The sequence below is a fragment of the Dongia sp. agr-C8 genome (genome assembly GCF_054658695.1).
On record NZ_BAAGHZ010000003.1, the window covers coordinates 510,440 to 531,745 of the forward strand.

At 66.2% G+C, this 21,306-nt stretch carries 23 protein-coding genes; 8 read left to right on the forward strand and 15 right to left on the reverse strand.

What is annotated here, in order from left to right:
• Positions 1-293: 293 nt before the first annotated feature.
• Together ACYQ4T_RS16575 and ACYQ4T_RS16580 are read left to right on the forward strand one after the other, a co-directional pair.
• Positions 294-1,430 carry a porin gene (locus tag ACYQ4T_RS16575; RefSeq protein ID WP_459856324.1) on the forward strand — a complete coding sequence of 379 codons (1,137 nt, stop codon included), beginning with the start codon at positions 294-296 and terminating at the stop codon, positions 1,428-1,430.
• Between the two features lie 505 nt (positions 1,431-1,935).
• Entirely contained in the window at positions 1,936-3,063 is a 1,128-nt protein-coding gene (locus tag ACYQ4T_RS16580) for a porin (protein ID WP_459856326.1), read from the forward strand.
• Between the two features lie 94 nt (positions 3,064-3,157).
• On the opposite strand, the gene ACYQ4T_RS16585 is transcribed toward ACYQ4T_RS16580, so the two are convergent.
• From ACYQ4T_RS16585 to ribA, 4 genes are all read right to left on the reverse strand, one after another.
• The gene (locus tag ACYQ4T_RS16585) at positions 3,158-3,646 is read right to left on the reverse strand and encodes a class I SAM-dependent methyltransferase (protein WP_459856328.1); all 489 of its coding nucleotides are present in this window, start codon (positions 3,644-3,646) and stop codon (positions 3,158-3,160) included.
• 22 nt (positions 3,647-3,668) lie between these two features.
• A complete protein-coding gene (locus ACYQ4T_RS16590; protein WP_459856331.1) occupies positions 3,669-4,187 on the reverse strand; it encodes a L,D-transpeptidase family protein in 519 nt (172 codons plus the stop codon).
• Between the two features lie 82 nt (positions 4,188-4,269).
• On the reverse strand, positions 4,270-5,517 hold the full coding sequence (locus ACYQ4T_RS16595; protein WP_459856334.1) for a hypothetical protein: 1,248 nt from the start codon (positions 5,515-5,517) through the stop codon (positions 4,270-4,272).
• Between the two features lie 301 nt (positions 5,518-5,818).
• Positions 5,819-6,952 carry a GTP cyclohydrolase II gene (gene ribA / locus ACYQ4T_RS16600; RefSeq protein WP_459856336.1) on the reverse strand — a complete coding sequence of 378 codons (1,134 nt, stop codon included), beginning with the start codon at positions 6,950-6,952 and terminating at the stop codon, positions 5,819-5,821.
• Positions 6,953-7,143: 191 nt separating this feature from the next.
• Between ribA and ACYQ4T_RS16605 the strand changes: the two genes are divergently transcribed.
• Positions 7,144-7,839, forward strand: coding sequence for a response regulator transcription factor (locus ACYQ4T_RS16605; RefSeq protein WP_459856339.1), 696 nt, complete (start codon positions 7,144-7,146; stop codon positions 7,837-7,839).
• 75 nt (positions 7,840-7,914) lie between these two features.
• Here the strand turns inward: ACYQ4T_RS16605 and ACYQ4T_RS16610 are convergent, their stop codons facing one another.
• From ACYQ4T_RS16610 to ACYQ4T_RS16625, 4 genes are all read right to left on the reverse strand, one after another.
• Entirely contained in the window at positions 7,915-8,151 is a 237-nt protein-coding gene (locus ACYQ4T_RS16610; protein ID WP_459856341.1) for a DUF1127 domain-containing protein, read from the reverse strand.
• 103 nt (positions 8,152-8,254) lie between these two features.
• Complete coding sequence (locus ACYQ4T_RS16615; RefSeq protein WP_459856343.1) at positions 8,255-8,869, reverse strand: GNAT family N-acetyltransferase; 615 nt, start codon at positions 8,867-8,869, stop codon at positions 8,255-8,257.
• Between the two features lie 22 nt (positions 8,870-8,891).
• The gene (locus ACYQ4T_RS16620) at positions 8,892-9,110 is read right to left on the reverse strand and encodes a DUF1127 domain-containing protein (protein WP_459856345.1); all 219 of its coding nucleotides are present in this window, start codon (positions 9,108-9,110) and stop codon (positions 8,892-8,894) included.
• A 125-nt stretch (positions 9,111-9,235) separates the two neighbouring features.
• Positions 9,236-10,519 carry an MFS transporter gene (locus ACYQ4T_RS16625; RefSeq protein ID WP_459856347.1) on the reverse strand — a complete coding sequence of 428 codons (1,284 nt, stop codon included), beginning with the start codon at positions 10,517-10,519 and terminating at the stop codon, positions 9,236-9,238.
• Positions 10,520-10,636: 117 nt separating this feature from the next.
• Here ACYQ4T_RS16625 and ACYQ4T_RS16630 point away from each other — a divergent pair, with 117 nt between their 5' ends.
• The 3 genes from ACYQ4T_RS16630 to ACYQ4T_RS16640 all read left to right on the forward strand — a co-directional run bounded on the left by ACYQ4T_RS16630 (position 10,637) and on the right by ACYQ4T_RS16640 (position 12,788).
• Positions 10,637-11,470: an MBL fold metallo-hydrolase gene (locus ACYQ4T_RS16630; RefSeq protein WP_459856349.1), complete on the forward strand. Its 834-nt coding sequence runs from the start codon at positions 10,637-10,639 to the stop codon at positions 11,468-11,470.
• A gap of 286 nt (positions 11,471-11,756) precedes the next feature.
• Entirely contained in the window at positions 11,757-12,245 is a 489-nt protein-coding gene (locus tag ACYQ4T_RS16635; protein WP_459856351.1) for an ANTAR domain-containing protein, read from the forward strand.
• 48 nt (positions 12,246-12,293) lie between these two features.
• Positions 12,294-12,788, forward strand: a complete 495-nt coding sequence (locus tag ACYQ4T_RS16640; RefSeq protein ID WP_459856353.1) for a response regulator — start codon at positions 12,294-12,296, stop codon at positions 12,786-12,788.
• A gap of 30 nt (positions 12,789-12,818) precedes the next feature.
• On the opposite strand, the gene ACYQ4T_RS16645 is transcribed toward ACYQ4T_RS16640, so the two are convergent.
• The 3 genes from ACYQ4T_RS16645 to ACYQ4T_RS16655 form a co-directional block, all read right to left on the reverse strand.
• Positions 12,819-14,501 carry a methyl-accepting chemotaxis protein gene (locus ACYQ4T_RS16645; RefSeq protein WP_459856355.1) on the reverse strand — a complete coding sequence of 561 codons (1,683 nt, stop codon included), beginning with the start codon at positions 14,499-14,501 and terminating at the stop codon, positions 12,819-12,821.
• 225 nt (positions 14,502-14,726) lie between these two features.
• Complete coding sequence (locus ACYQ4T_RS16650) at positions 14,727-16,943, reverse strand: ATP-binding protein (protein ID WP_459856358.1); 2,217 nt, start codon at positions 16,941-16,943, stop codon at positions 14,727-14,729.
• A gap of 130 nt (positions 16,944-17,073) precedes the next feature.
• Complete coding sequence (locus ACYQ4T_RS16655) at positions 17,074-17,775, reverse strand: sigma-70 family RNA polymerase sigma factor (protein ID WP_459856360.1); 702 nt, start codon at positions 17,773-17,775, stop codon at positions 17,074-17,076.
• An 877-nt stretch (positions 17,776-18,652) separates the two neighbouring features.
• On the opposite strand from ACYQ4T_RS16655, the gene ACYQ4T_RS16660 reads away from it, so the two are divergent.
• A complete protein-coding gene (locus tag ACYQ4T_RS16660) occupies positions 18,653-18,832 on the forward strand; it encodes a DUF1328 domain-containing protein (protein ID WP_459858035.1) in 180 nt (59 codons plus the stop codon).
• Between the two features lie 74 nt (positions 18,833-18,906).
• Here the strand turns inward: ACYQ4T_RS16660 and ACYQ4T_RS16665 are convergent, their stop codons facing one another.
• Positions 18,907-19,125 carry a CsbD family protein gene (locus ACYQ4T_RS16665; RefSeq protein WP_459856363.1) on the reverse strand — a complete coding sequence of 73 codons (219 nt, stop codon included), beginning with the start codon at positions 19,123-19,125 and terminating at the stop codon, positions 18,907-18,909.
• Positions 19,126-19,402: 277 nt separating this feature from the next.
• Here ACYQ4T_RS16665 and ACYQ4T_RS16670 point away from each other — a divergent pair, with 277 nt between their 5' ends.
• Positions 19,403-20,041 (forward strand): superoxide dismutase, encoded by a 639-nt coding sequence (locus ACYQ4T_RS16670; protein ID WP_459856365.1) that lies wholly within the window; start codon positions 19,403-19,405, stop codon positions 20,039-20,041.
• A gap of 66 nt (positions 20,042-20,107) precedes the next feature.
• On the opposite strand, the gene ACYQ4T_RS16675 is transcribed toward ACYQ4T_RS16670, so the two are convergent.
• The 3 genes from ACYQ4T_RS16675 to ACYQ4T_RS16685 form a co-directional block, all read right to left on the reverse strand.
• Positions 20,108-20,587 carry a hypothetical protein gene (locus tag ACYQ4T_RS16675; protein WP_459856367.1) on the reverse strand — a complete coding sequence of 160 codons (480 nt, stop codon included), beginning with the start codon at positions 20,585-20,587 and terminating at the stop codon, positions 20,108-20,110.
• Between the two features lie 12 nt (positions 20,588-20,599).
• Positions 20,600-20,827: a hypothetical protein gene (locus tag ACYQ4T_RS16680; RefSeq protein ID WP_459856369.1), complete on the reverse strand. Its 228-nt coding sequence runs from the start codon at positions 20,825-20,827 to the stop codon at positions 20,600-20,602.
• Positions 20,828-20,981: 154 nt separating this feature from the next.
• On the reverse strand, positions 20,982-21,281 hold the full coding sequence (locus ACYQ4T_RS16685; protein ID WP_459856371.1) for a hypothetical protein: 300 nt from the start codon (positions 21,279-21,281) through the stop codon (positions 20,982-20,984).
• Between the last annotated feature and the right edge of the window lie 25 nt (positions 21,282-21,306).

A 21,306-nucleotide genomic window follows, 5' to 3' on the forward strand; every position in this document is an offset into this window, starting at 1 on the left:
GATTCAACAGCCTCGCGTCAGCCTTGCAACCTTCATTGCCGCGCTATGACCGAGCCTCACATCGCGCGCTGAACACCCGTCATTTGCGGCAATCCGGCCCGCGATCTAGGCCTATTGCGCTCACTGCGGGTCGGCGAAGCGTGTTTGCCGAATCGATCCGATGCGCCGCGCGCCTCGCCCTCCGCCGGCATCAGTGGGAAAGCATCGGTCCTTCCAGCCGATGCCCGAGAGACGAGAGGGACGGGGACGGTCGGCCTTCTCACCGACCACCGCACAACAGGTGAGACACCACTATGAAAAAACTGATACTAGGCAGCAGCGCGCTGGTCGGGGTCGCCTCCCTGGCGAACGCCGCGCAGGCTTCCGACGGCATCAAGCTGGACGTCGGCGGCTTCTTCCAGACCGTCTACCAGGGCGTGTTCGATTCGAAGAACGGTAACGACTACGGCAATCATCGCAATACCGACCGCTTCGTGCACAATGCCGAGGTCTGGTTCAAGGGTGAGACCACGCTCGACAACGGCCTGACCGTCGGCGCGCAGATCGAGCTCGAGGGCGAGAATGCCACCGACCAGATCGACAAGTCCTTCGTCTATTGGTCGGGCGGCTTCGGCAAGGTGTCGATCGGTTCGCAGGACAGCGTGATCGGCGCCTGCCCGGTCTTCCCGCCGGGCGCCACCGCGAACTTCTCCGGCTTCTCGCCGGCCGCCTGGGGGTCCAACGACCCGATCGGCTCCAACTCGGTCTGCACCGATGCGGTCGGCGCCGGCAATTCGCAGTCGATCAAGTACACCACGCCGAACTTCGCCGGCTTCCAGCTGGCCCTCGCCTACACGCCGAGCGGCAACGCCGAGGATTATACCCAGGCGGGCGTCAACGGTCCGGGCACGCCGGCCACGCCGGACGGCACGCCGCATCACATCTTCGGCGCCTACCTCACCTATTCCTATGCCGGTGACGGCTGGGGCGTGAACTGGGGCGGCGGCGGCGACTGGCAGGGGGCGTTCAACAAGAGCGACGGCGTCAATGACGGCCGCAGCGCCTTCTACCAGACCGCGCTCGACGTCACCTTCGGCAACTTCGCGATCGGCGGCATCGGCGAATATTACGACTTCGGCGGCGCCAACAACAACGCCTGGGTCGCCGGCGGCGGCGCCAGCTACGGCATCGACGCCTGGACCGTCGGCGTGCAGGGCAGCCACGGGCATTATGCCGGTGCCGGCCTCGGCTTCGCGCCCGACCCCAACGGTTCGCGCAACCTCGACCGCGTGATCCTGACCGGCAGCTACGAGATGGGTCCCGGCGTCCTGCTCGACGCCGAACTCGGCTACACCTGGTTCCATGACAGCGGCGATGCCTCGGCGGCCAACGGCCAGGACCGCAGCTACGACGCGGCCGATGTCGGCATCGGCTCGAAGTTCACCTTCTGAGACTTCTGTCGGTGACTCCAGCGGAGAAAGGACCGCCGGGACTCATCCAATAAGAAACCAGGCGGTGGTTCGCGTCCCCTAAGCGCGTGCCGCCATCCTCTTGCACAAGGAGGATCCCTCGTCCTCAGTGGGGGAGACAGCGTGCGGCTGCTCCCCCCTGACCTTTCCCACCGATTCGCCAGGTCGCCGCAGCAAGCAGGCACCGCGCGCATCTCGCGCGCACATGACTATCCGCCACGCGCTTGAGATCGACTTCCTTGATCCAGCCATGCGATAGGCATCGCGGCCTCGCCTGCGTGAAGTTTTTTCGTCGCTTCGCAAAAAACAGAACCGTCATTTGACCGTGTGAAACCCGCGCCGCAAGTATGGCGCCGTTTCGGTCGTGGGGGATCCACTTCGGCCGGAACGTCATCGGTCCGTGGCGGCCCTTCGTTTCAACTGCGCAACAGCCGTTGCGCGGCGAGGGTCGCTGCGTGCCTGCAAACGCAACACTTGGGGACAGCGAATGAAAAAGCTTCTTCTCGGCAGCTCGATCCTGGTCGGCGCCGGCACCTTGGCGGCCTCCGCCCAGGCCTCGGATGGAATCAAGCTCGAGGTCGGCGGATTCTTCAACACCGTCTACATGGGCGTCTTCGACAACAAGAGCGAAGGCCATTTCGGCAATCACCACACCACCGATGCCTTCCAGCACAATGCGGAGGTCTACTTCAAGGGCGAGACCAAGCTCGACAACGGGCTCACCGTCGGCGCCCGCATCGAGCTCGAAGGCGAGAACGCCGCCGACCAGATCGACAAGTCCTTCGTCTACTGGTCGGGCGGTTTCGGCAAGGTGCAGATCGGTTCGCAGAACGACGTGCTGGAGAACTACTGCGTCGCCGCGCCGGGCGGCACCTCGAACTTCAGCGCCTTCAGCCCGACGCTCGGCTGGGGCTCGAACGACCCGCTGAAATCCAACGTCTACTGCAAGAGCGCCGACAACGATTCCCAGAAGGTCGCCTACACCACGCCGAATTTCGGCGGCTTCCAGCTCGCGGTCAGCTACACGCCGAGCCTCAACGCCGAGACCTATGTGCAGGACGGCGTCAACGGTTCGGGCACGCCGGTCATCGCCGAGGGCACGGCGTCGCATGTCGTCACGACCTATGCGAGCTATGCCTACAAGGGCGACGGCTGGGGCCTGCAGGCCGGCGCCGGTGGCTCCTGGCAGCTGAAGTTCAACCACGTCGCGGGCGCCAATGACGGCAAGGCCTATGCCTATCAGACCGGCGCCAACTTCACCGTGGGCGGCTTCTCCGCTGGCGGCATCTTCGAGTATCGCGGGATCGGCGGCGACGACAACAATGCCTGGATCGCGGGCGGCGGTGCGGCCTATGCCTTCGATGCCTTCAAGGTCGGCGTGCAGTACAGCCACGGCTGGTACGACAGCCTGTTCTCCGGCGCGGCCTTCGGTGACGACGGCCATCAGTCGCTCGACCATGTGGTCGCCACCGCGAGCTACCTGATGGCGCCGGGCATCCTGGTCGACGCCGAGGTCGGCTACACCTGGTACAAGGACACCCACGACACCAAGCCGGACGACACCGACAGCTACGGCGCCTTCAGCGTCGGCATCGGCTCGGCCCTCACCTTCTGAGGCGCCGTTCCGCGCTCTGCTCGAGATCTCCCTGAGTGTGTCGGGAGGACGACCCCACCGTCCTCCCGACTTTCTTTTTTGCGGCCCCAGCCGGCTAGACCGCTTGGTTCATGAAGTAGCGCCCGGGCTTGACGCCTTCCGGCAGCGCGATCGGCTTGAGGCCCGCGGTGCTGAGCGCCTGGTCGCTGATGACGATGCCGCCCGGCCGCAGGATGGCGCGGATCATCGGCGCGAGGGTCGCGGCCAGCCGCGTGTTCGATTCCTGATCGCCGGTGCCGACGTCGGTATGCACCAGCGCCGCATGGGCGCCGAGCCGCGCCAGCGCCTGCGGCAAGGTAGCGGTGATCTCGCCGAGGAAGAGATGGTCCGGCGCCGGAATGCAATCCGGATGCGCATTCACCTGCCGGTCGAACACATAGATCTCGCGCTCCGGGCAGATCTCGCGCAGATGGTCGAAGGTGCGGCCGTTGCCGAGGCCGAGCTCCAGCACGAAGCCGTCGATGCCGCGGATCTGGGCGACCGCCGCGCTGAGGCAGTCGCGCTGGGCCTGCAGGCGGCGGATGAAACTGTCGAGCCGGCTCATGTCGATTCCTTCCTGTCTGGCGCTATCCGGGGATCACGACATGGCTGTCGCGATCGAGGCTGCCCAGCAGCCGGATGAAGTCCGCGCGGGCGAAGGCGATGCAGCCGTCGGTCGGACCATAGTCGGGGCGGGCGAGATGCAGGAACACCGCGCTGCCCTTGCCCGGCACGACCGGATCGTCGTTATGGCCGATCACCAGCACCAGGTCATAGAGCGCATCCTCGCGCCACATTGCCTCATGCGATGCGGGATAGGGGCGCGTCACCAGGCGATTATAGGCGGGATCCTCGGGCGCGTCGCACCAGCCGTCGGCCGGCGACATCGGCAACGTGGGGAAGGCGCAAGCGATGTCGCGCACCCGGTCGGGACGATAGAACAGGCGGCGGATCGGGAACCGGCCGGCGGGCGTGGTGCCGTCGCCTTCGATCTTTGCGGCGGAGATGCCGGAACGCCCCAATGCGCAGCGCCATTGCAAGTCGCCGAGTCTTGCCCAGGCGGGCGTCACCTGCGTCTTCGCGGGCGAGATCACGAGATCGGTCAATACGGTTATCCCCGGCGGTCTGCGATACCCAGCCGAATCAAATCGGCCGCGGGGCTCTAGCTAGCACGGAATCCACGGGATTCTAACCCCGGCAGGAAGCGTGCTGCTCGCTGGCCTCGGACATGGCGAAGGCGGTCTGGCGGCTGCCGGCCTCGACCGTGGCCGCGCCAGGCTCGCCGGAATCGGCCATGTCCGCCGGCACGGTGCCGCCGCCTTGCGGCTTCTCATCCTTGCCGAACACCATGGCCATCAGGTTGCCGCCCATGTCATCGCCGGTCGCGTCCTTGACCGCGAGATCGGCCACCGTGGCCACCAGGCCGAGGCCGCTCAGCGGTCCCAGCGGCAGCGCGCCGAGCAGGCTGGCCGCACCATTGATCTCGTCGCCGGTCACGGCGCGATAGATCTGGGCGATGCCCGGGATGTGCTGCAGCGGGTTGATCATGTCGAGGAAGTCGTCCCAGCCGAACTCGCCGTCGGTGCCGAAGAACAGCTGCCGCGCGCCCGGAGTCTCATCGACCACCCAGCGCTTGTTGCGCATGCGCAGCTCGGTGATCTGCTCCTTGTCCGGTGGCGACTTCAGATGCACCACGTTGGGATCGCTCTTCGCCGCAGACTCGCTCTTGCTCTCCGCCGGCGTCGCTGCGGCGCTGGTCGAGGCCGAGGCTTCGGGCAGCGGCGCGCTCTTGCGCGTGATGGTCGGCATGTCGTCCGGCGTTGCTGATGCAACCGCCGTTCCATCCAAAGCCGCCATCTGCGGTGGCTTGCGGCTGATGCTGGGCATATCCGGATCGGCCGCTGCCGCCGCCGCGGCGCTGCCGGCCGATGCGTCAGCGAAGAGATTGCGATTGGCGGCACCGGAAAGTTTCAGCGCCGGGCCCTGGGGCGCGGCGGCCTTGCCGGCCTGGAGCTGGGCCTGGGCTTGCAACTGGGCCTGGAGCTGCGCCTGGGCGGCGGCCATGCCGCGGGGATCGGCGGCGAGTCCTTCCTGGGGCGCCGCGGCCAGGCCCTGATCCGCATTCTGGGCGCCGACCAGCGCGGCAAATTGTGCCGAACTCAGGGTCGGGACGGGGCTCCCCGGGATGTTGCCCAGGACCGGCATGGCGACGGCTTTCCCGCCCACCCCGGCGGCGGTTCGATTTTGCTGCTGTTGCTGGAGCATCTGCAGGAAGGTGGTCTGGTCGATCGACCCGGGGCGGAGCAGCCCACCAGATATGGCGCCACTCGCCTGGGTCGACCCCATCGATGGCGTTTGGGGGGCGTAGGGGGACGGCGCCTGGGCGGCGTAGAAACCCGGCGGCGTCTTGGCGGTGAATAGCGGCGCTGTCGTCATCGACCGTTCCTCGGGCTTTGCCCCAAAGGACCAACCTTTGGCGCCCCCCTTCTGGGAGCCGGTCGTATCATCGCAAGGGCCGTGCCAGGGCCGATGCCCCGCAGAGGTTGGATTTACGCCTGAGAACAAAACGGGTATAATGGCTGGTGAAAATCCGGCTGCCGTCCCCGCCTGCATAGACAGTGCATTGACGAAACCAGGACTCGCCGGCGATCGGTGATATTGGATTTTAGTTTCAATTCAAATGTTTAACGATTAAACCGGCGGAAAGACGGAGTCCGGCCGTCAATGCAGGCCAGCCTCAGAACATATGCCCGAAGCGGACCGCCTTGGTGCTGAGGTAGCGTTCGTTGTGGTCGTTGGCCGGGAAGACATGCGGCACCCGCTCGCTGACCGCGACGCCGCATTGGACGAGGCCTTTGACCTTCTCCGGATTGTTGGTGAGCAGCCGGACCGCGCCGATGTCGAGCTGCCGCAGCATCTCCGCCGCCGGCTGATAGACCCGCTCGTCGGCGCCGAAGCCGAGCTGCAGGTTGGCCTCCAGCGTATCCGCGCCGGCATCCTGCAGCTGATAGGCACGCAGCTTGTTGACCAGCCCGATGCCGCGGCCTTCCTGTGCCAGATAGAGCAGCACGCCGCTGCCTTGCTTGGCGATCTCGTCGATCGCGCCCCGGAGCTGGTCGCCGCAGTCGCAGCGCAGCGAGCCCAGGAGATCGCCGGTAAAGCATTCCGAATGCAGCCGCGTCAGCACCGGCCGCGTCGTGTCGAGCTTGCCGATGACGATGGCGAGATGCTCCTTGCCGCCATCCATCGGGCGGAACGCGATGATCTCGGTCTCCACGGCGCCCGCGAGCGGGACATGCGCGGCGCCGACCCGCTTCAATCCGGAAGCGGCGCTGCGCCGATAGGCGATGACGTCGCCGGCGGCGAGACGGAAGGGCTCGGCGACGAAGTTCTCGGCCTTGGCCCGCGCCATGGGTACCACCACCGCGGCGGGCAGGAGGCGCGCGGCCTTGGCGAGCTCGATCACCGCCTGGCAGAGCACCGCCGGCACGTCGTCGCTGGTCTTGAGATCGAGGAAGGCGGGGTCGATCGGCTCCGCGGTCGGGTCCGCCAGTTGGCGGATGACGTCGGCCGAGACGGCGGCGGGCAGGGTCATCAGGCGGAAGCGCTCGACCCCCGCGGGTGCCGCAAGGCCCAGCCGCGCCGCGCGCTCCACCGTCATCAACAACCGCGTGCCGGTGCCGGCCCCGGCTTCCGCCGCGCTCAAGGCCCAGGCGAAGCCCGGCTCCTCGATCAGCTCGGCGGCGATGGCGATGGCCGTCTCGCTGCCGGCGGAAATGGCGATCGCACCGCCGCGCCGCAATTCGGACAAGGCGCGGGCGACATTGGCTTGCGATGTGACGCTTTGGGCGAAGGGATCGGCGAAGGTCATGGCTATCGCCGGATATGGCGCGCTGCCCCGTGAAAGGTCAAGTAGAGGTCGGCCTATCCCCCTAGAACCTCTGGAGAGCAGGAGCCATGACAGTCCTTGGTAATGCAGCCCTCGGTAATAAAGTTACCCACCGCCTTGAAACCACTCCCTTTCCGGTGTTAGCTGGATCGGAAACCGGGAGAGAGAATGCAATGGCCGAAGCCGTCGCCAAACGGATCCTGCTCGTCGATGACGACGAGACCTTGCGGAGGACCCTGGCCGAACAGTTGAGCCAGAACGGCGAATATCAGTGCCTGGAGGCCGGCAGCGGCGCCGAAGCGCTGGCCGTCGCCAAGACCGAGAAGTTCGACGCGGTGCTGCTCGACGTCGGCCTGCCCGATGCCGACGGCCGCGAAGTCTGCCAGCAGCTCAGGAAGGCGCAGGTCTCGGTGCCGATCATCATGGTGACGGCCTCGAGCGGCGAGGCGGACACGATTCGCGGCCTCGATTCCGGCGCCAACGACTACATCGCCAAGCCGTTCCGCCTGGGGGAGCTGGTCGCGCGGTTGAAGGCCCATCTCAGGCAGCATGCCTTGAGCGAGGACGCGGTGCTGGTGATCGGCCCCTACACGTTCAAGCCGAATGTGAAGATGCTGATCGAGGAGAAGCTGAACAAGAAGATCCGCCTCACCGAGAAGGAAACTTCGATCCTGAAGTATCTCTATCGCGCGGGACAGAAGCCGGTCGGCCGCGACACGCTGCTGGGTGAGGTCTGGGGCTATAACGCGGGCGTCACCACGCATACGCTGGAGACCCACATCTATCGCCTGCGGCAGAAGATCGAGAAGGACCCGGCGAAAGCGACGCTCCTGGTCACCGACGCCGGCGGCTATCGCCTGGTGCCGTAGGCGCGCCTCGAGCCTGTGCCCTGAATGAGACGCGGCCGCGGCTGAATACCGCGGCCGCCTTTCAAGAAGATCCGATCAGTAATGACCCTGGCGGACGGTCCGGCCGATCTCGCCGCGCTCGATACCGATGTCGCGCAGCAGATAGTCCGGCTGGCGGCGGAGCCAGGCCTCGTCGCGCCGCACCCGGCGCCACAGCTGCCAGCGCGCAAACCATTCCTGCAGCAGACCCGGCCGCGCGGCGACGCGGTTGCTGCGCGTCGCCAGCGCATGTGCGTTCAGTTGCTTGGTCAGGCTGGCGGCATCCATGCTCATGGTCATTCTCCGTCGTCGCTTTGCGGCGCGAATCGCCGGAGATCTAAACGTCTCAAGCCACCTTCAGGCTATGACTGGCGTCACTCACCGGGTTGCGGCTGGATCACGCCGCCGTGACCCTGCGTGTCACCATCGGCTTCTTCATCTTGACGCAACCGAACCTGGTGCCGTCCGGCAGCTCGACATGGCCCCGCGGCTCCGCGGCATAGCCCATGGCGCGATAGAAGGCTTCGCCGGACAAGGTCGCGGTCAACTGCAGCTGGATCATGCCCGAGTCGGCCGCCTCGGCTTCGACGCGATGCATAATTGCCTGTGCGATACCGCGCCGCGTGCATTCCGGTGCCACGAACACGCTGCGCACGGTGGCGGTGCCGGCGGGCGGCCGCGCGATCGCCGGCGCGGCTTGCTGCCCGCCCGCGACGCGCGCATAGCCGGGAACCAGCCGCGACCAGGCGCCGGTGCCAATCACCCGCTCGAACGGATCGACCGCGACGAAGAAATGGCCCTCATCGACCACCGCGTCGTCCATCGTGCCGACGAGATTGAGGAAGGTCTCGATCTCGGAGCGCGAATAGTAGCGGCTGCCGATGGTCATCATGGCGCGCGCCTGCATGGCGCGCATCTCCAGGATGTCGGCACGGCGCGCCTTGCGGATCTCAAATGCCAGCCGCGCCGGCCGTTGCCGGTTCAGCTGGCGCACCACCCAGTCTTGGTTCATCGCCTCCATGGCGTCCTCGTTCTCAGCAGCTGCGCATCCGGCCGCGCAAGGCGGGTTCGATCTCGTGGCGTTCGATGCCGATGTCACGCAGCAGATAGTCGGGCTGGCGCATCAGGGCGGTTTGGTCGCGGCGGCGACGGCGCCAGCCGAGATAAAAGGTGTAGAGCTGGCTCGCCAGCAGCGGCAGCATCGCGCTGCGCCGGCCCATCGGCTTCGCCAGGGCCCCGATGTAATTGGTCATGATCAATCTCCACGTCTCTGCTCGCGGCGCAAGGGTGCCCCGTGATTCGGCGCGGATACTAGGCGGGAGTGCTGTGTGTTGTGATGTGACTGCCGTCACCGGGCCGACCGGCGCGATGCGGGTTCCTATGCTGCGGAGTGTGAGAAGCTCCGTCGCAGCGCGCGACCGAGCAGCAGCGCCACGATGACCGCCGCCAGGGTCATGCAGCCGATGGCCTGCGCTGCCGCGGTCCAGCTCAAATGCAGGGAAAATTCGTCGGATCCGATCAGGAAGGCGAGCAGCAGCGGGCCCGTCAAGACGCCGACGTTGCGTCCGGTCATCACGATGCCGAAGAAGCTGGCGCCCGCGGTGCCGCGCGCGATCGCATGCGGAACCTGGAAGAGGCAGGTCGGAATGACGCCGGCGGCGATGCCATAGAGGACCAGGCCGGCAAGACCCAGGCCGCCGGACAGCCAGGGCTGCGCGAACCAGACCAAGGCCTGCGCGAGCAAAGCGGCAATCAGCGCGGGAATGAGCGCGAGGCCATGGCGCAAGGCCCAGCCGGTCAAGAGATTGAAGCCAAGCAGCACCACGACCGGCACCAGATAAGCGAGCACCGAGGCGGCGGGCCCCAGGGCCAGCACCGTGGTCAGGTACTGCGTGAGCCAGGTCATGAAGGCGAAGTACTGCCCCGACCAGAGCAGGAAGATCGTGCCCGCGAGGACGAGCTGGCGTCGCTGCGGCGCGTCGGGATGCCGCACCGCGGGGCGCGCGCCGCCGTTGCCCTTGCGGCTTGCGGGGAGCAGCCGCCAAGCCGCGAGACCCAGCGGGGCGCCCAGGCCCAGGCCGATGATCCAGAGCCAATGCCAATCGTGAAACGCCAGGGCCGCCAGGGCGGCGCCGATCTGGCCCAGCGGGATCCACGCGGCGATCAGGCCGGTGACGACGGGCAGGTCGCGCGGCTTGGCCGCCGCCGCCGCGATCGCAGGGCCGGCGATAGCGGCGACCGCAAAAGCCAGGCCTTCCAGCCCGCGCGACAGCAGCATCACGGCGGCCGATTGGGGGGCCGCCAGGGCGAGTGTGACGCCGATCACAGTCAGCCCTATTAGCGCAGCGACGCCGATGCCCATATTCCTGTCGAGCTTGCGCCCGATCGCCGTGGAAGCGATCAGGCCGACCAGCGCGTAAACCGACATAAAGCCCGCGGCGGTGACAGGGCTATGCGGGTAACGCGCTAGAAAGTCCGGTAGAATCGGCGGCAGTTTGAATTGCTGATACGCAGCATAAGCGCCGAGCGCCACACCGAAGGCGACCCGGGACCAGGCGGTGCTCTCGCGGGTTTGGGCCCGTGCCGGGGAATCCCCTAGGGCATCCATGGCGGGCCTTTGGCGTTCCTTAACTTTGCAAGCGCTAGGGAACAATGCCATCATTTCCCGGTGCGGAACAACCGGGGCTGTCGCGCGGGGGCGCGCGGTCCAACGGAAGTTCGGCGCGGATGATGGCGATATCGCACCGTCTGTTCATCGTCCGGTCCAAGGAATGCGCGATTGACCACGTCTGAAGAGTTTTCCGTTCGCTTCTGGGGGGTCCGCGGCTCGATTGCCTGCTGCAGCGCCGACTATGCGCGCTACGGCGGCAACACCAGCTGCGTCGAGATCCGCTGTGGCGACCGGATTCTGATCTTCGATGCCGGCACCGGCATCCGCCCCCTCGGCAAGCAGCTGGTGCAGACGCTGCCCGCGCATGCCGACATCTTCTTCACCCACACCCATCTCGACCATATCGTCGGCCTGCCGTTCTTCGCACCGCTCTACAAGCCCGGCAGCAAGATCCGCATCTGGTCGGGCCATCTCGAGGCGCCGCTCACCTTCAAGGACGCGCTGACGCACCTGATGGCGCCACCGCTTTTCCCCGTGCCGCCCGCCGTGTTCGTCAGCGAGCCCGAGTTCAAGGACTTCAATGCCGGCGATACGCTGACGCCGATGGACGGCATCACCCTGAAGACGGCGCCGCTCAACCATCCGAACGGCGCCACCGGCTATCGCGTCGAATGGCGGGGCAAGTCGATCTGCTACGTCACCGACTGCGAGCACAACGGCAAGGGACCGGATCCGGTCGTCGTGGACCTCGTCAAGGGCTCCGATATCTTCATCTACGACACCAGCTACACCGACGAGGAATACCCGATCTATTCCGGCTGGGGCCACTCGACCTGGCAGGAGGGCGTCCGGCTCGCCGACGCCGCCAAGGTGAAGACGCTGGTGCTGTTCCACCACGATCCCAGCCATACCGATCAAGTCATGGACAAGATCTCCGCCGCCGCACTGGATGCACGCCCCGGCACCGTGACTGCCCGCGAAGGGATGATCCTGACGCCGTAAGACCCCGCGATCCCGGTCCGCCGATTGGCAGACCCGGATTGATTCGCCTCAAGAATACATCGGGATTCGATAGGCAGGGGGTCCGTCTCCCATCCGTTCCAGGCCTTAACCACAAGTTGTATAGACGACCTGAAGAATATGTTGTGGCACATGAACTGGGCGGAACCGGCGCTCCTGGCTTGACTTGAATCACAGACAGGTCTCTCAGTTACACTATCCTTGCGTGTGGAGGCCCGGACCGCTGCGCCCTCGGGGGTGCGGGGCGGGCTGCCTGGGGGAAAGCGCCATGTATCTGAAGCCGCCACATCTGCCGAAGGCCTGCATCCTGCTGCTCGAAGAGGATCCGTTTCTGCGCGCGGGTCTTGCGCGCCTGCTGAGCGACGCAGGTTATGTCCTCGCGCATGGCGCCGACGGCACCCCGGGCGCCGGCTGCATCGACCTGGTGCTCGCCGGCTTTGGGCGGGATCGGTCGGCGCGGGCGGCGTTGCCCCGGCTCGATCGGTCGGCGCCGTTGATCCTGCTGGTCGATCATGCCGCCTGGTGCGGCCTCGATTTCCTGGACCTCGCCAACGAGCTCGGCGCCGTCGCCGTCCTGCCTCGGCCGTTCGCGCGCAGCGCCTTGCTCTCGCTCGTGGCGAGCACGGTTTCGCAACCGCCGCGGGATGCTGCCGAAGCGCGGGATGCCAGTCTGCCGCAGCTCATGGATATCTCGGTCTACCTGAGTTACCCGAATTTCCTCCAGGGCGCGCGAAACTCACACCCGGATGCGGAATAGGCGGCGGCCTCGGCTCGTTCTCCTTTCATCGGGAGGCGTGGGACCATCATGTATTTGCAGCCGCCAGGCGCCGTGCGGAATACGGTGCTGATCGTCGACGACGATGCGCAAGCGCGTCGCCAGTTGCGCAAACTTCTCTCGGCCAACGGCTATTGCGCGATTGAGGCCGACAACGGCCGGATCGCACGCGAGCTGCTGGCGGTGCAGGAAATCGATATCGTCGTCTCCGACATCTTCATGCCGGAATGCGATGGCTTCGAGCTGATCGCCGCGATCCGCGTGATGTCGCAGCCGGTGCCGGTGATCGCCATGTCGGACCATGAAAGCTGGACCGGCCTCAACTTCCTCGACGCGGCGAACGATCTCGGCGCCACGGCGGTGATCGAGAAGCCGTTCCGCGCGCATCTGCTGCTCCGGCTGATGGACGATGCGCTTTCGGACGCGGCGCGCCGCCGGCAGGTGGTGGTGCTCGGCGCCGTCGCCGACCGGGAAAGCAACCGCATTCCCGCCGGCCTCGAATGGGTCGGCGGTCGTCCGGCCTGACCTAACAGGCCGGGCCGGCCGCCGTCGTCCTCAAGCCCGAATCGTCCGCAAGAACTCGCCGACCTGTGCCTTCAGCTCGATGCCGCCGCGCGACAGCGCGCCCGCGGCAGACAGGACCTGGCTGGCCGCAGCGCCGGTTTCGCCGGCTGCCTGGGTGACGCTGGCGATGTTGGACGAGACTTCCGTGGTGCCTTGCGCCGCCTGCTGCACATTGCGGGAGATTTCCTGCGTCGCGGCGCCTTGCTCCTCGACCGCCGATGCGATCGCCGTCGAGATCTCGTTCACGCGGTTGATGGTCTCGGTGATCGCCGCGATGGCTTCGGCCGAAGCGCCGGTCGCTTCCTGGATCGCGCGGATCTGGCCGCCGATCTCCTCGGTCGCCTTGGCGGTCTGCGTGGCCAGCGTCTTCACTTCGGAGGCCACGACCGCGAAGCCTTTGCCGGCTTCGCCCGCGCGCGCGGCTTCGATCGTCGCGTTCAAGGCGAGGAGGTTGGTCTGGCCGGCGATGTCGTTGATCAGGCGCACGACGTCGCCGATCTTCTGCGCCGCCGCGGCCAGGCCCTGCACTTTGGCGTTGGTCTCGCCCGCCTGCTGCACGGCGCCGGCGACGATGCGGCTCGATTCGCTCACCTGGTTGCTGATCTCGCTGATCGAAGCCGAAAGCTCCTCGGTCGCGGAAGCCACGGTCTGCACGTTCTGCGTAGTCTGCTCGGAAGCCGCCGCGACCGCGGTCGATTGCCGCGAGGTCTCTTCCGCCGTGGCGGTCATCGACTGCGCGGTCACCTGCAGCTGCTGCGCCGAACTGGTGACGTCGTTGACCACGCCGCCGACGGTCTGCTCGAACCGGCTGGCCAGGGCCAGCATGGCCTCGCGCCGCTCTGCCTCGCTACGCTGCTTCGCTTCTTCCTGTTCCTGCCGCAGCCGCGCGGTCTCCGCGAGCCCGTCCTTGAAGACCGAAACCGCGCGCGAGACCTCGCCGACCTCGTCCTTGCGTTCGGTGCCGGCCACCGCGACCGTGAGGTCGCCGGAGGTCAGCGCCTGCATGACGTCGATGATCCGGCGCAGCGGCACCGTGATCGACCGGCCGATCACATAGGCCACGATGGAGCCGAGCAGAACGGCGACCACGAGGCCGCCGATCAGCAGCAGCCGGTCGGAGGCATAAGCGGCAGAGGCCTTCTCGTACTCGCTCTTCGCCACATCGACTTGCAGCTGCTTCAGCTTGGCGATGTCGTCCATCAGCTTGGCGAGCGTCGGCGTGCCCTCCGCCTTCGCCAGCGCCTTGCCGCCGTCGAAATCGCCGGACCCGAGGGTGCCGAGCACGCGACCCCGGACCTCGTCGTAGGCGTCGAAACTGCGCTGGGTCTCGTCGGCGAGAATCTTCTCCTCCGGCGTCAGATAAGTGGCGAGATAGGCCTTCCAGCGCTGCTGAGCATCCTCCACCAGCTTGGCGATATCTGCGCTGTCCTTCTGGATCACGGCCACGTCGCGCGCGGCCACCGCGTCCATGATGGCGATGCGCACCTTGAAATAGTCGCTCTGGATGGTGCTGATCTCTTCCAGCGGCACCACGCGATCGGCATAGACGGTGCGCAGCCCTTCATGAACGCCCCCCATGCCGCGGATCCCGATCACGGCCACGGCGGCCATGAGCATCAGCATCACCGCCACCATGGCGCCGAGGCGCACCAAGATACGCGTGTTCTTCAACATAGCTTCCTCCAGCGATCGCGCCGGCGCGCGTTATATGACGTCCGGTATTCGCCACAATTTAAACGGGGTTCTTGTTAAGGTCGGATTAAGAGCAGGCCATGCTGCATACACCGCGATGCAACAAAATGGCGGTCGGCCGCGCCCGGCTTGACATACATCAGTATTCGCACCGCCCGAGGCGGATTTGATATATCAGGAACGGCGCCCGGCGATACACCGCGGCGCTCAGGCGGCGGCGTCGCCCTTCACCGCCGGCAGGCGCAGGGTGACGGTGGTCCCGATCGCGAGCTTGCTCTCCAGACGGAAACTGCCGCCCGACTGCTCGACCAGGGCCTTCACGATCGGCAGCCCGAGGCCGGTGCCCTGCTGGCGGCGCGAATGCGGGTTGTCGGCCTGGCCGAACGGCTCCAGCACCTTGGCGATATCCTTCTGGGCGATGCCAATCCCGGTATCGGCGACGATGAGCTCGACCTGCTCGCCGTCGAGCTGCGCGCTGAGCGCGACACGGCCGCCCTTCGGCGTGAATTTCACCGCATTGGTGAGCAGATTGGTGAGCATCTGCCGCGCGGCGCGCGGGTCGACCCGCATCTTGGGCAGGTCGGGCGGCAGCTCGGATTGCAGGGTCACGCCGCTGTCCTGGGCCCGGCCCGAGACCAGCCGCAGGCAATCCTCGGCCACGTCGGCGATCGCGACCGCTTCGGGGAAGAGCTCCATGCGCCCGGCTTCGATCTTCGACAGATCCAGGATGTCGTTGATGATCTTCAGCAGGAACTGGCCGCTGTTGTGCACGTCCTGCGCATAGGTCCGGTATTGTGGCGCACCCAGCGGGCCGAACATCTCCAGCTGCATGATCTCGGTGAATCCGAGGATCGCATTCAGCGGCGTCCGGAGCTCGTGACTCATGTTGGCGAGAAATTCCGATTTCGAGCGGTTGGCGACCTCGGCCTGCTCCTTCGCCTCGCGCAGATTCTCCTCGGTGCGGATCCGGTTGGTGACATCCTGCAGGATGCCGACGAAGTGGATGAGCTTGCCTTGCTCGTCGTGCAGGGGGCTTATGTTCACCTCGTTCCAGAACGTGCGCCCGTCCTTGCGGTAGTTGCGCAAGGTGACCGTCACGGCTCTGCCGACGGAAATCGCGCGGCGCATGCGTTCGACGGTCTCGCGGTCGGTGTCGCGGCCCTGCAGGAAGCGGCAGTTCCGGCCCATTGCCTCGGCGGCGGCGTAGCCGGTGATCCTGGTGAAGGCGGCATTGACGAAGACGATCGGCTGGTCGGGCTGCCGCGCGTCGCAGATTACAACGCCGCTGGTCACCGAGGCGACGGTACTGGCCAGCACGGCGTTGCGCTGCGCCAGCTCGGCGAACTGCAGCTCGCGCTGCTTGATCGCGGTGATGTCGCGCATGATGCGCAGCGTGCCCCCGCCTGGCGTATCGCCCCCGGCGACGCGCTGCTCCAGGATCTGCACCCAGCTGCCATCCGCGCGCCGCTCCTCCGCCCGCCAGGGCGGGGCACGATGCCGCTCCAGGGCGTCATCCAGCGTCGCCGCCGGCGCGCCGCGGCGCTCGATCTCCGCCCGCAGCAGCTCGGCATAGGCAGCGCCGGGCTCGAGATCGGCGGAGAGATCGCGGTTGAGCGCGCGATATTGACCGTTGCAGGCGAGCAGCCGGTCCTGCTCGTCGAACACCGCGATGCCTTCCGGCAGGTCGGCGATGATCCGCGCCAGCAGCGGCGCCATCGAACCGCGATTCTCGGCCGCACCGGCGATCAAGCCGCCGGGCAGAGCGGCGACCCTCGGCCAGTCGTCCAGCAACAGCCGCCGCATGGCCCAGAGCGCCGGCACATGCAGCGCGATTGCGATCAGCACCAGCATGATTGCCGTGGCCGTCGCGCTCGAAAGCAGTGGCAGGAGCAGCAGACCGGGGATGAGGCCGATGCTCGCCGCGCGCCAATGCACCGGCGCATCGAGCGCCGCGTCGAGGCCGAGCGCGGCCGACTTTTCGCTGCTGCCGGGTCGCGCCCAACGCCAGTCCAGCCAGGTCGCGAAGGGCTCGAGCCTGGCGCGGATCAAGCCGATGCCGACGCCGATCATCGCCAGCAGGAGAAGTGCCGCCGGCCAGGCCGCGCCCGCGGTCAGCCCCAGCAGCACCGCGAGCACGCCCACTCCGGCGGCGAGCCCCATCAACAGGTCGAGCGAGAGCAAGGCGAGCGGTGGCAGCAGTGCCGCTTCGAAAGCGGCCGATGCGACGAGCGGATCGCCGGACTCTTGCCCCAGCCAGACTGGCACCGCGGCGAGACCCGCGGCCATGCCGAGCAGCGCGCCGGCGCCGAGATGACCGAGCCGGCCATAGCGCCGCCAGCGCCCGAGCTCGGCGAAGCGCGCCGCCAGCACCATGGCGACCACCAAAGCCAGAGATGACACGGCCCCGGCCGTATCCGCGTTCAAGATCTGCCCCCTCGAAACGACGACTCGGGGCGTTTTCTAGCACAGAACGGGCAAAAAAATCGGGGCGCACCGGGAGGACCGATACGCCCCGCCTTGAAGTCCAAGGACGAGGGTCGAGGCTGGACTCGGGCTAGTTGACGATGCGGCGTTCCTCGACGGCACGGCCGCGCCGGCGGGCGAGGCGCTTGATCTCGATCGAATCGCCGAGCGACTCGGTGAGGTTGGCATTGGCGACCGGCGGCACGTTACGCCGCGGCTGCGCCATGGCTTCCTCGTCGAGCATCCGCTTCAGGTCGAGCCGGGCGCGGGAAACCCGGCTCTTCACGGTGCCGACGGGACATTGGCAATGCTCGGCGACCTCCTCGTAGCTCAAGTCGCCGTTGCCGACCAGCATCAGCACTTCGCGCTGGCGGGGCGAGAGCTGGATGAAGGCGCGACGGAAGTCGCAGAAGGCCAGCGAATCCTCTTGAGTCGGGCCGATCGAGGGCTGGTTGTAGACATTGTCGTCAAGCGCGACCACGCGATTCCACCGTTTGCGGCCTTCGGTATAGAAGGCATTCCGGAGGATGGTGAAGATCCAGGCCTTGAAGTTGGTGCCGGGACGGAATTGATGCGCGGCGGCGAGCGCACGGGCGACCGCTTCGCCGACCAGATCGTCGGCCTGGTCCTTGCTGGTGGCCAGCGACCGGGCGAAGGCGCGCAGATGCGGCAGATGCTCGACGACCGCGGCGCTGACTTCGGAGAATCTCGGATCGCAATTGGTGTCGCGGATGTTTCCGGCGGAATCGCTTCGCGGGGAATCGCTGCGCGACGCGGATTTGGAATGTCCCATAGCACGACCTCTTGAGGTTGGCCCAACCGAAGTCAGACGCGTTTGACATCACAACACGCCGTGGCGAATTCCCCGGCGCTGCTTTGTTGAGCCGCTTCGCCCCGCCCTGATTCGTCCTCCCCGAAGGCGGGGTCTCGAACTCCAGACGCAAGCGACTCACTCGTCAGGTCGACGTCACGCCCGCTCGGACGCAGTCGACGAAGTTGGCGATCCAGCCACCGGTCGTAGCCGGCGACATAGCCGAGCGGCCGAAGCGCTCGTCTCGCACCTTCTCTCGTTTGTCAGTTTGTTTTTGTGCGGTCTTTGGTCCGCCGGCGTGCCGCCGATTGCGTTTCTCTCAACAATCGATTCGACGCGTGGCGTGGGTCGACTATGCGAGCCTCTGACGAAGCGATCAACCCGGCCCGTTTTACCGCCTCCATCATCGTGTGCGAAGAAGAGAACGTTGTTCCAACGAAGTGCGGCGAGATTGGGGCGATTTCGGGGTAATACGGCGACTTGCTGTATTTCTTCGATAGTGCGCCTCGAATCACGTTTGCTCCGTTTCGCGTCGGCGAAGCGCAATGATAGGAGCAGGCAGCGCCGATGCCGCGCGTCGCTTGCGGCTTCGCGCGTATCATTCCGCATTCCTCATAAATAAGGGTGTATTCACGCCATATTCCTTGCCGCGGCCCATGCTGACGCCGGGGAGGTCCTGGCAGAGTCAGCGGCGACGTCACGTCTTCCCGGAACCCGGTCCGATTCGGGGTGTTTTGGAGTCATTGGCGCGCGCATGGGACGCTGAATGGCTCATGCGGCATGCCGCGTCCTCACGCGGTGAGGGCGTTGATGCGGCGGACGTCGTCTGCGGCGCCGTCGAGCGGAAGGAGAACAAGTGATGTTGGGATGGGCTTTGGTCTTCCTGGTGGTCGCTCTGATCGCCGGCCTGCTCGGTTTCACCGGGCTTGCGGTGGCCTCGGCGGGGATCGCACAGGTTCTTTTCTACATCTTCGTCGTGCTGTTCGTGGTCAGCAGCCTGATCTACCTGATCCGCGGGCGCGCCCCGCCGACCGTTTAGGGCGGGCAACGACGTAAAGACAGAAGGGGCGCCGTGAGGCGCCCCTTCATTTTTTGCGCGAGATGCGCGGTCGATTACCAGCGCGACACCAGGTCGGTGTTGGCGTCGCGGAAGGTCTTGATCTGCTTCTCGGCTTCTTCCTTCGCTATGCCATAGCGCTTCTGGATCTTGCCGCTCAGCTCGTCGGCCGAGCCTTCCAGCACCGTCATGTCGTCGTCGGTGAGCTTGCCCCACTGCTGCTTGATCTTGCCCTTGAGCTCTTTCCAGCCGCCGGCCGCTTGATCCTTGTTCATGGCGATCTCCTTCATCGAACACTGTTTGTGAATGGGAAGACGAGCGCGTCTGTGGCGCTCTGATCAATCAACCCGTACTTTCGGAGCCGGTTGCGCCGCGCAGTCCCGCATATTCCCCAATGAATCGGGGCGGATTCCCTGGCGGAACCATGGCTTGCGCCCGCCATTGCTCATAGCGAGAGGGGATCGCATCGCGCCCGCGACGCTGCGCTAGGAAGCGCATACCCCAGCGTCAGTCCGACACACTTTGAGCACCTGCACCAAATGGAGTGAAGCAATGGCCTTCCAGTTGAAACCGCTGCCCTATGCCGAGAATGCGCTCGAGCCGCATATGTCCGCCAGGACGCTGCAGTTCCACCATGGCAAGCATCACAAGACTTATGTGGACAAGCTGAACGAGCTGGTGGCCAACACGCCGCTCGAGAAGAAGACATTGCACGAGCTGGTCCGAGACCTGAACGGCCAGCGCGGCGCGCGGCCGAAGAAGATCTTCAACAACGCCGGACAGGTCTGGAACCACGACTTCTTCTGGGAATCCATGACGCCGAACGGCGGCGGCCAGCCCGACGGCGAGCTTGCGCATCTGCTGGAGACCTCGTTCGGCGGCTATGACGCCTTCAAGGATCTCTTCAGGAAAACCGCGATGGAGCAATTCGGCAGCGGTTGGGTTTGGCTGACCGCGGAGGGCGACCGCCTGCAGATCGTCAGTACTGCCAATGCCCAGTCGCCGCTGGCGGAAGGCAAGGTGACGCTCACCTGCTGCGATGTCTGGGAACATGCCTATTATCTCGACTATCAGAACCGCCGCGACACCTTCGTCGACACCTTCCTCAGCCACCTGATCAGCTGGGACGCCGCCCTGACGCGGCTGAAGGGCAATGAGGAGAAAGCGGCGCCGCATGCGCTGCGGGCCTAAATAGAAGACCCTCCCCCGTTGGCGGGGGAGGGTCTTCAAGCTCGGACCTCGCCGGCGGCATAGCGGTCATTTCCGATTGTTCATCACCATGCCGGCGATAAAGGCCGCGAGCAGAACGGTCCCGGCATTGCGCGCCAGCGTGCCGCGCAGATCCAAGCCCGGACCGGCGCCCATGGAGGCGCCCAGCGCCGCGGCGCCGAGCGGCCCGCCGAGCCCGGCAGCAAGTCCCGCGGCGCCGACACCCGCCGCGGACGCCCGGCTGCGCGACCGCCGCAGGTAACCGTATCGCGTGACGAGCCCCAGAACGATTGCGAGCAGGAGAAGGCCGCCGCCAAGCACAGCCGCGGTCGGCGCGGAGCCGATCTGCGGACTGAGCGTCAGATAGATCGCCACGCCGAAATAGCCGATTGCGGCAGCGACCATCAAGCCAATGATCACAGAAACCGCCAACAGCACGGCCAGCTTGAACACCGCGCGGCGGAGGCCTTCCGCCACGCCGGCCCCGGTTCCAGCCAGCATGGCGAGGCGCAAAATGCTGCCCAGCATTTAGGTGCTCCGTCAGCGCATCATTCGGCCAACAATCGAGCCCGCGATGAAGGCGATGGCGATGCTGGCCAGCGGAGATTCGCGCACCTGCTCGCGGAGGGTCTCGCCGGCCTGCTCCGGAAGATCCTTCAGGTCCTCAGCCTTGGCGCGCGCCGCGGCACTGGTGTGCTTCAGCAGGTCGGACATCTGGCGCTTCAGGGCGGCAATGTCGTCGCGGATGGCGTCGGTCTCGTTGGCCATGGATCTCTCTCTCTTTTCTGCGGGTGGAAAATGTGAATCAACAATGCGGCGTTCGGAGTGGGAGTTCCGCCCGTCCGGCGGCCATGCGCAAAAGAAACGGGGCCGCCCGAGGCCGATCACCTTGGGCGGCCCCGTGTCGTTCATGCGGGCCGGGTCAGGCGCCGCCTTGCTTCATCGGCGCCGCGCTCTCGTCCTTGTGGTCGACCGCGCCTATCGAAATCAGGGCCTTGCGCACGCCGCGCAACAGCTCGGCCGACTGGCCCTCCGGCACATTCTCGGCCGTCATATTCTCTTCGGACGCAACCAGATTTTCGCGAAGGTCGAACTCCCATTGCCGCAGCAACTTGACCTTCTGCTGGTGCGAAAGGTCGTCCGACCCCAGAATGTCGTTCGGATTGGCGAAGCACTTGCCGACATCGGCCAGCGCATCGTCGAAGCGGGCGTTGCTCATCATGACGTCCCTCCGATACCTGTCTTCG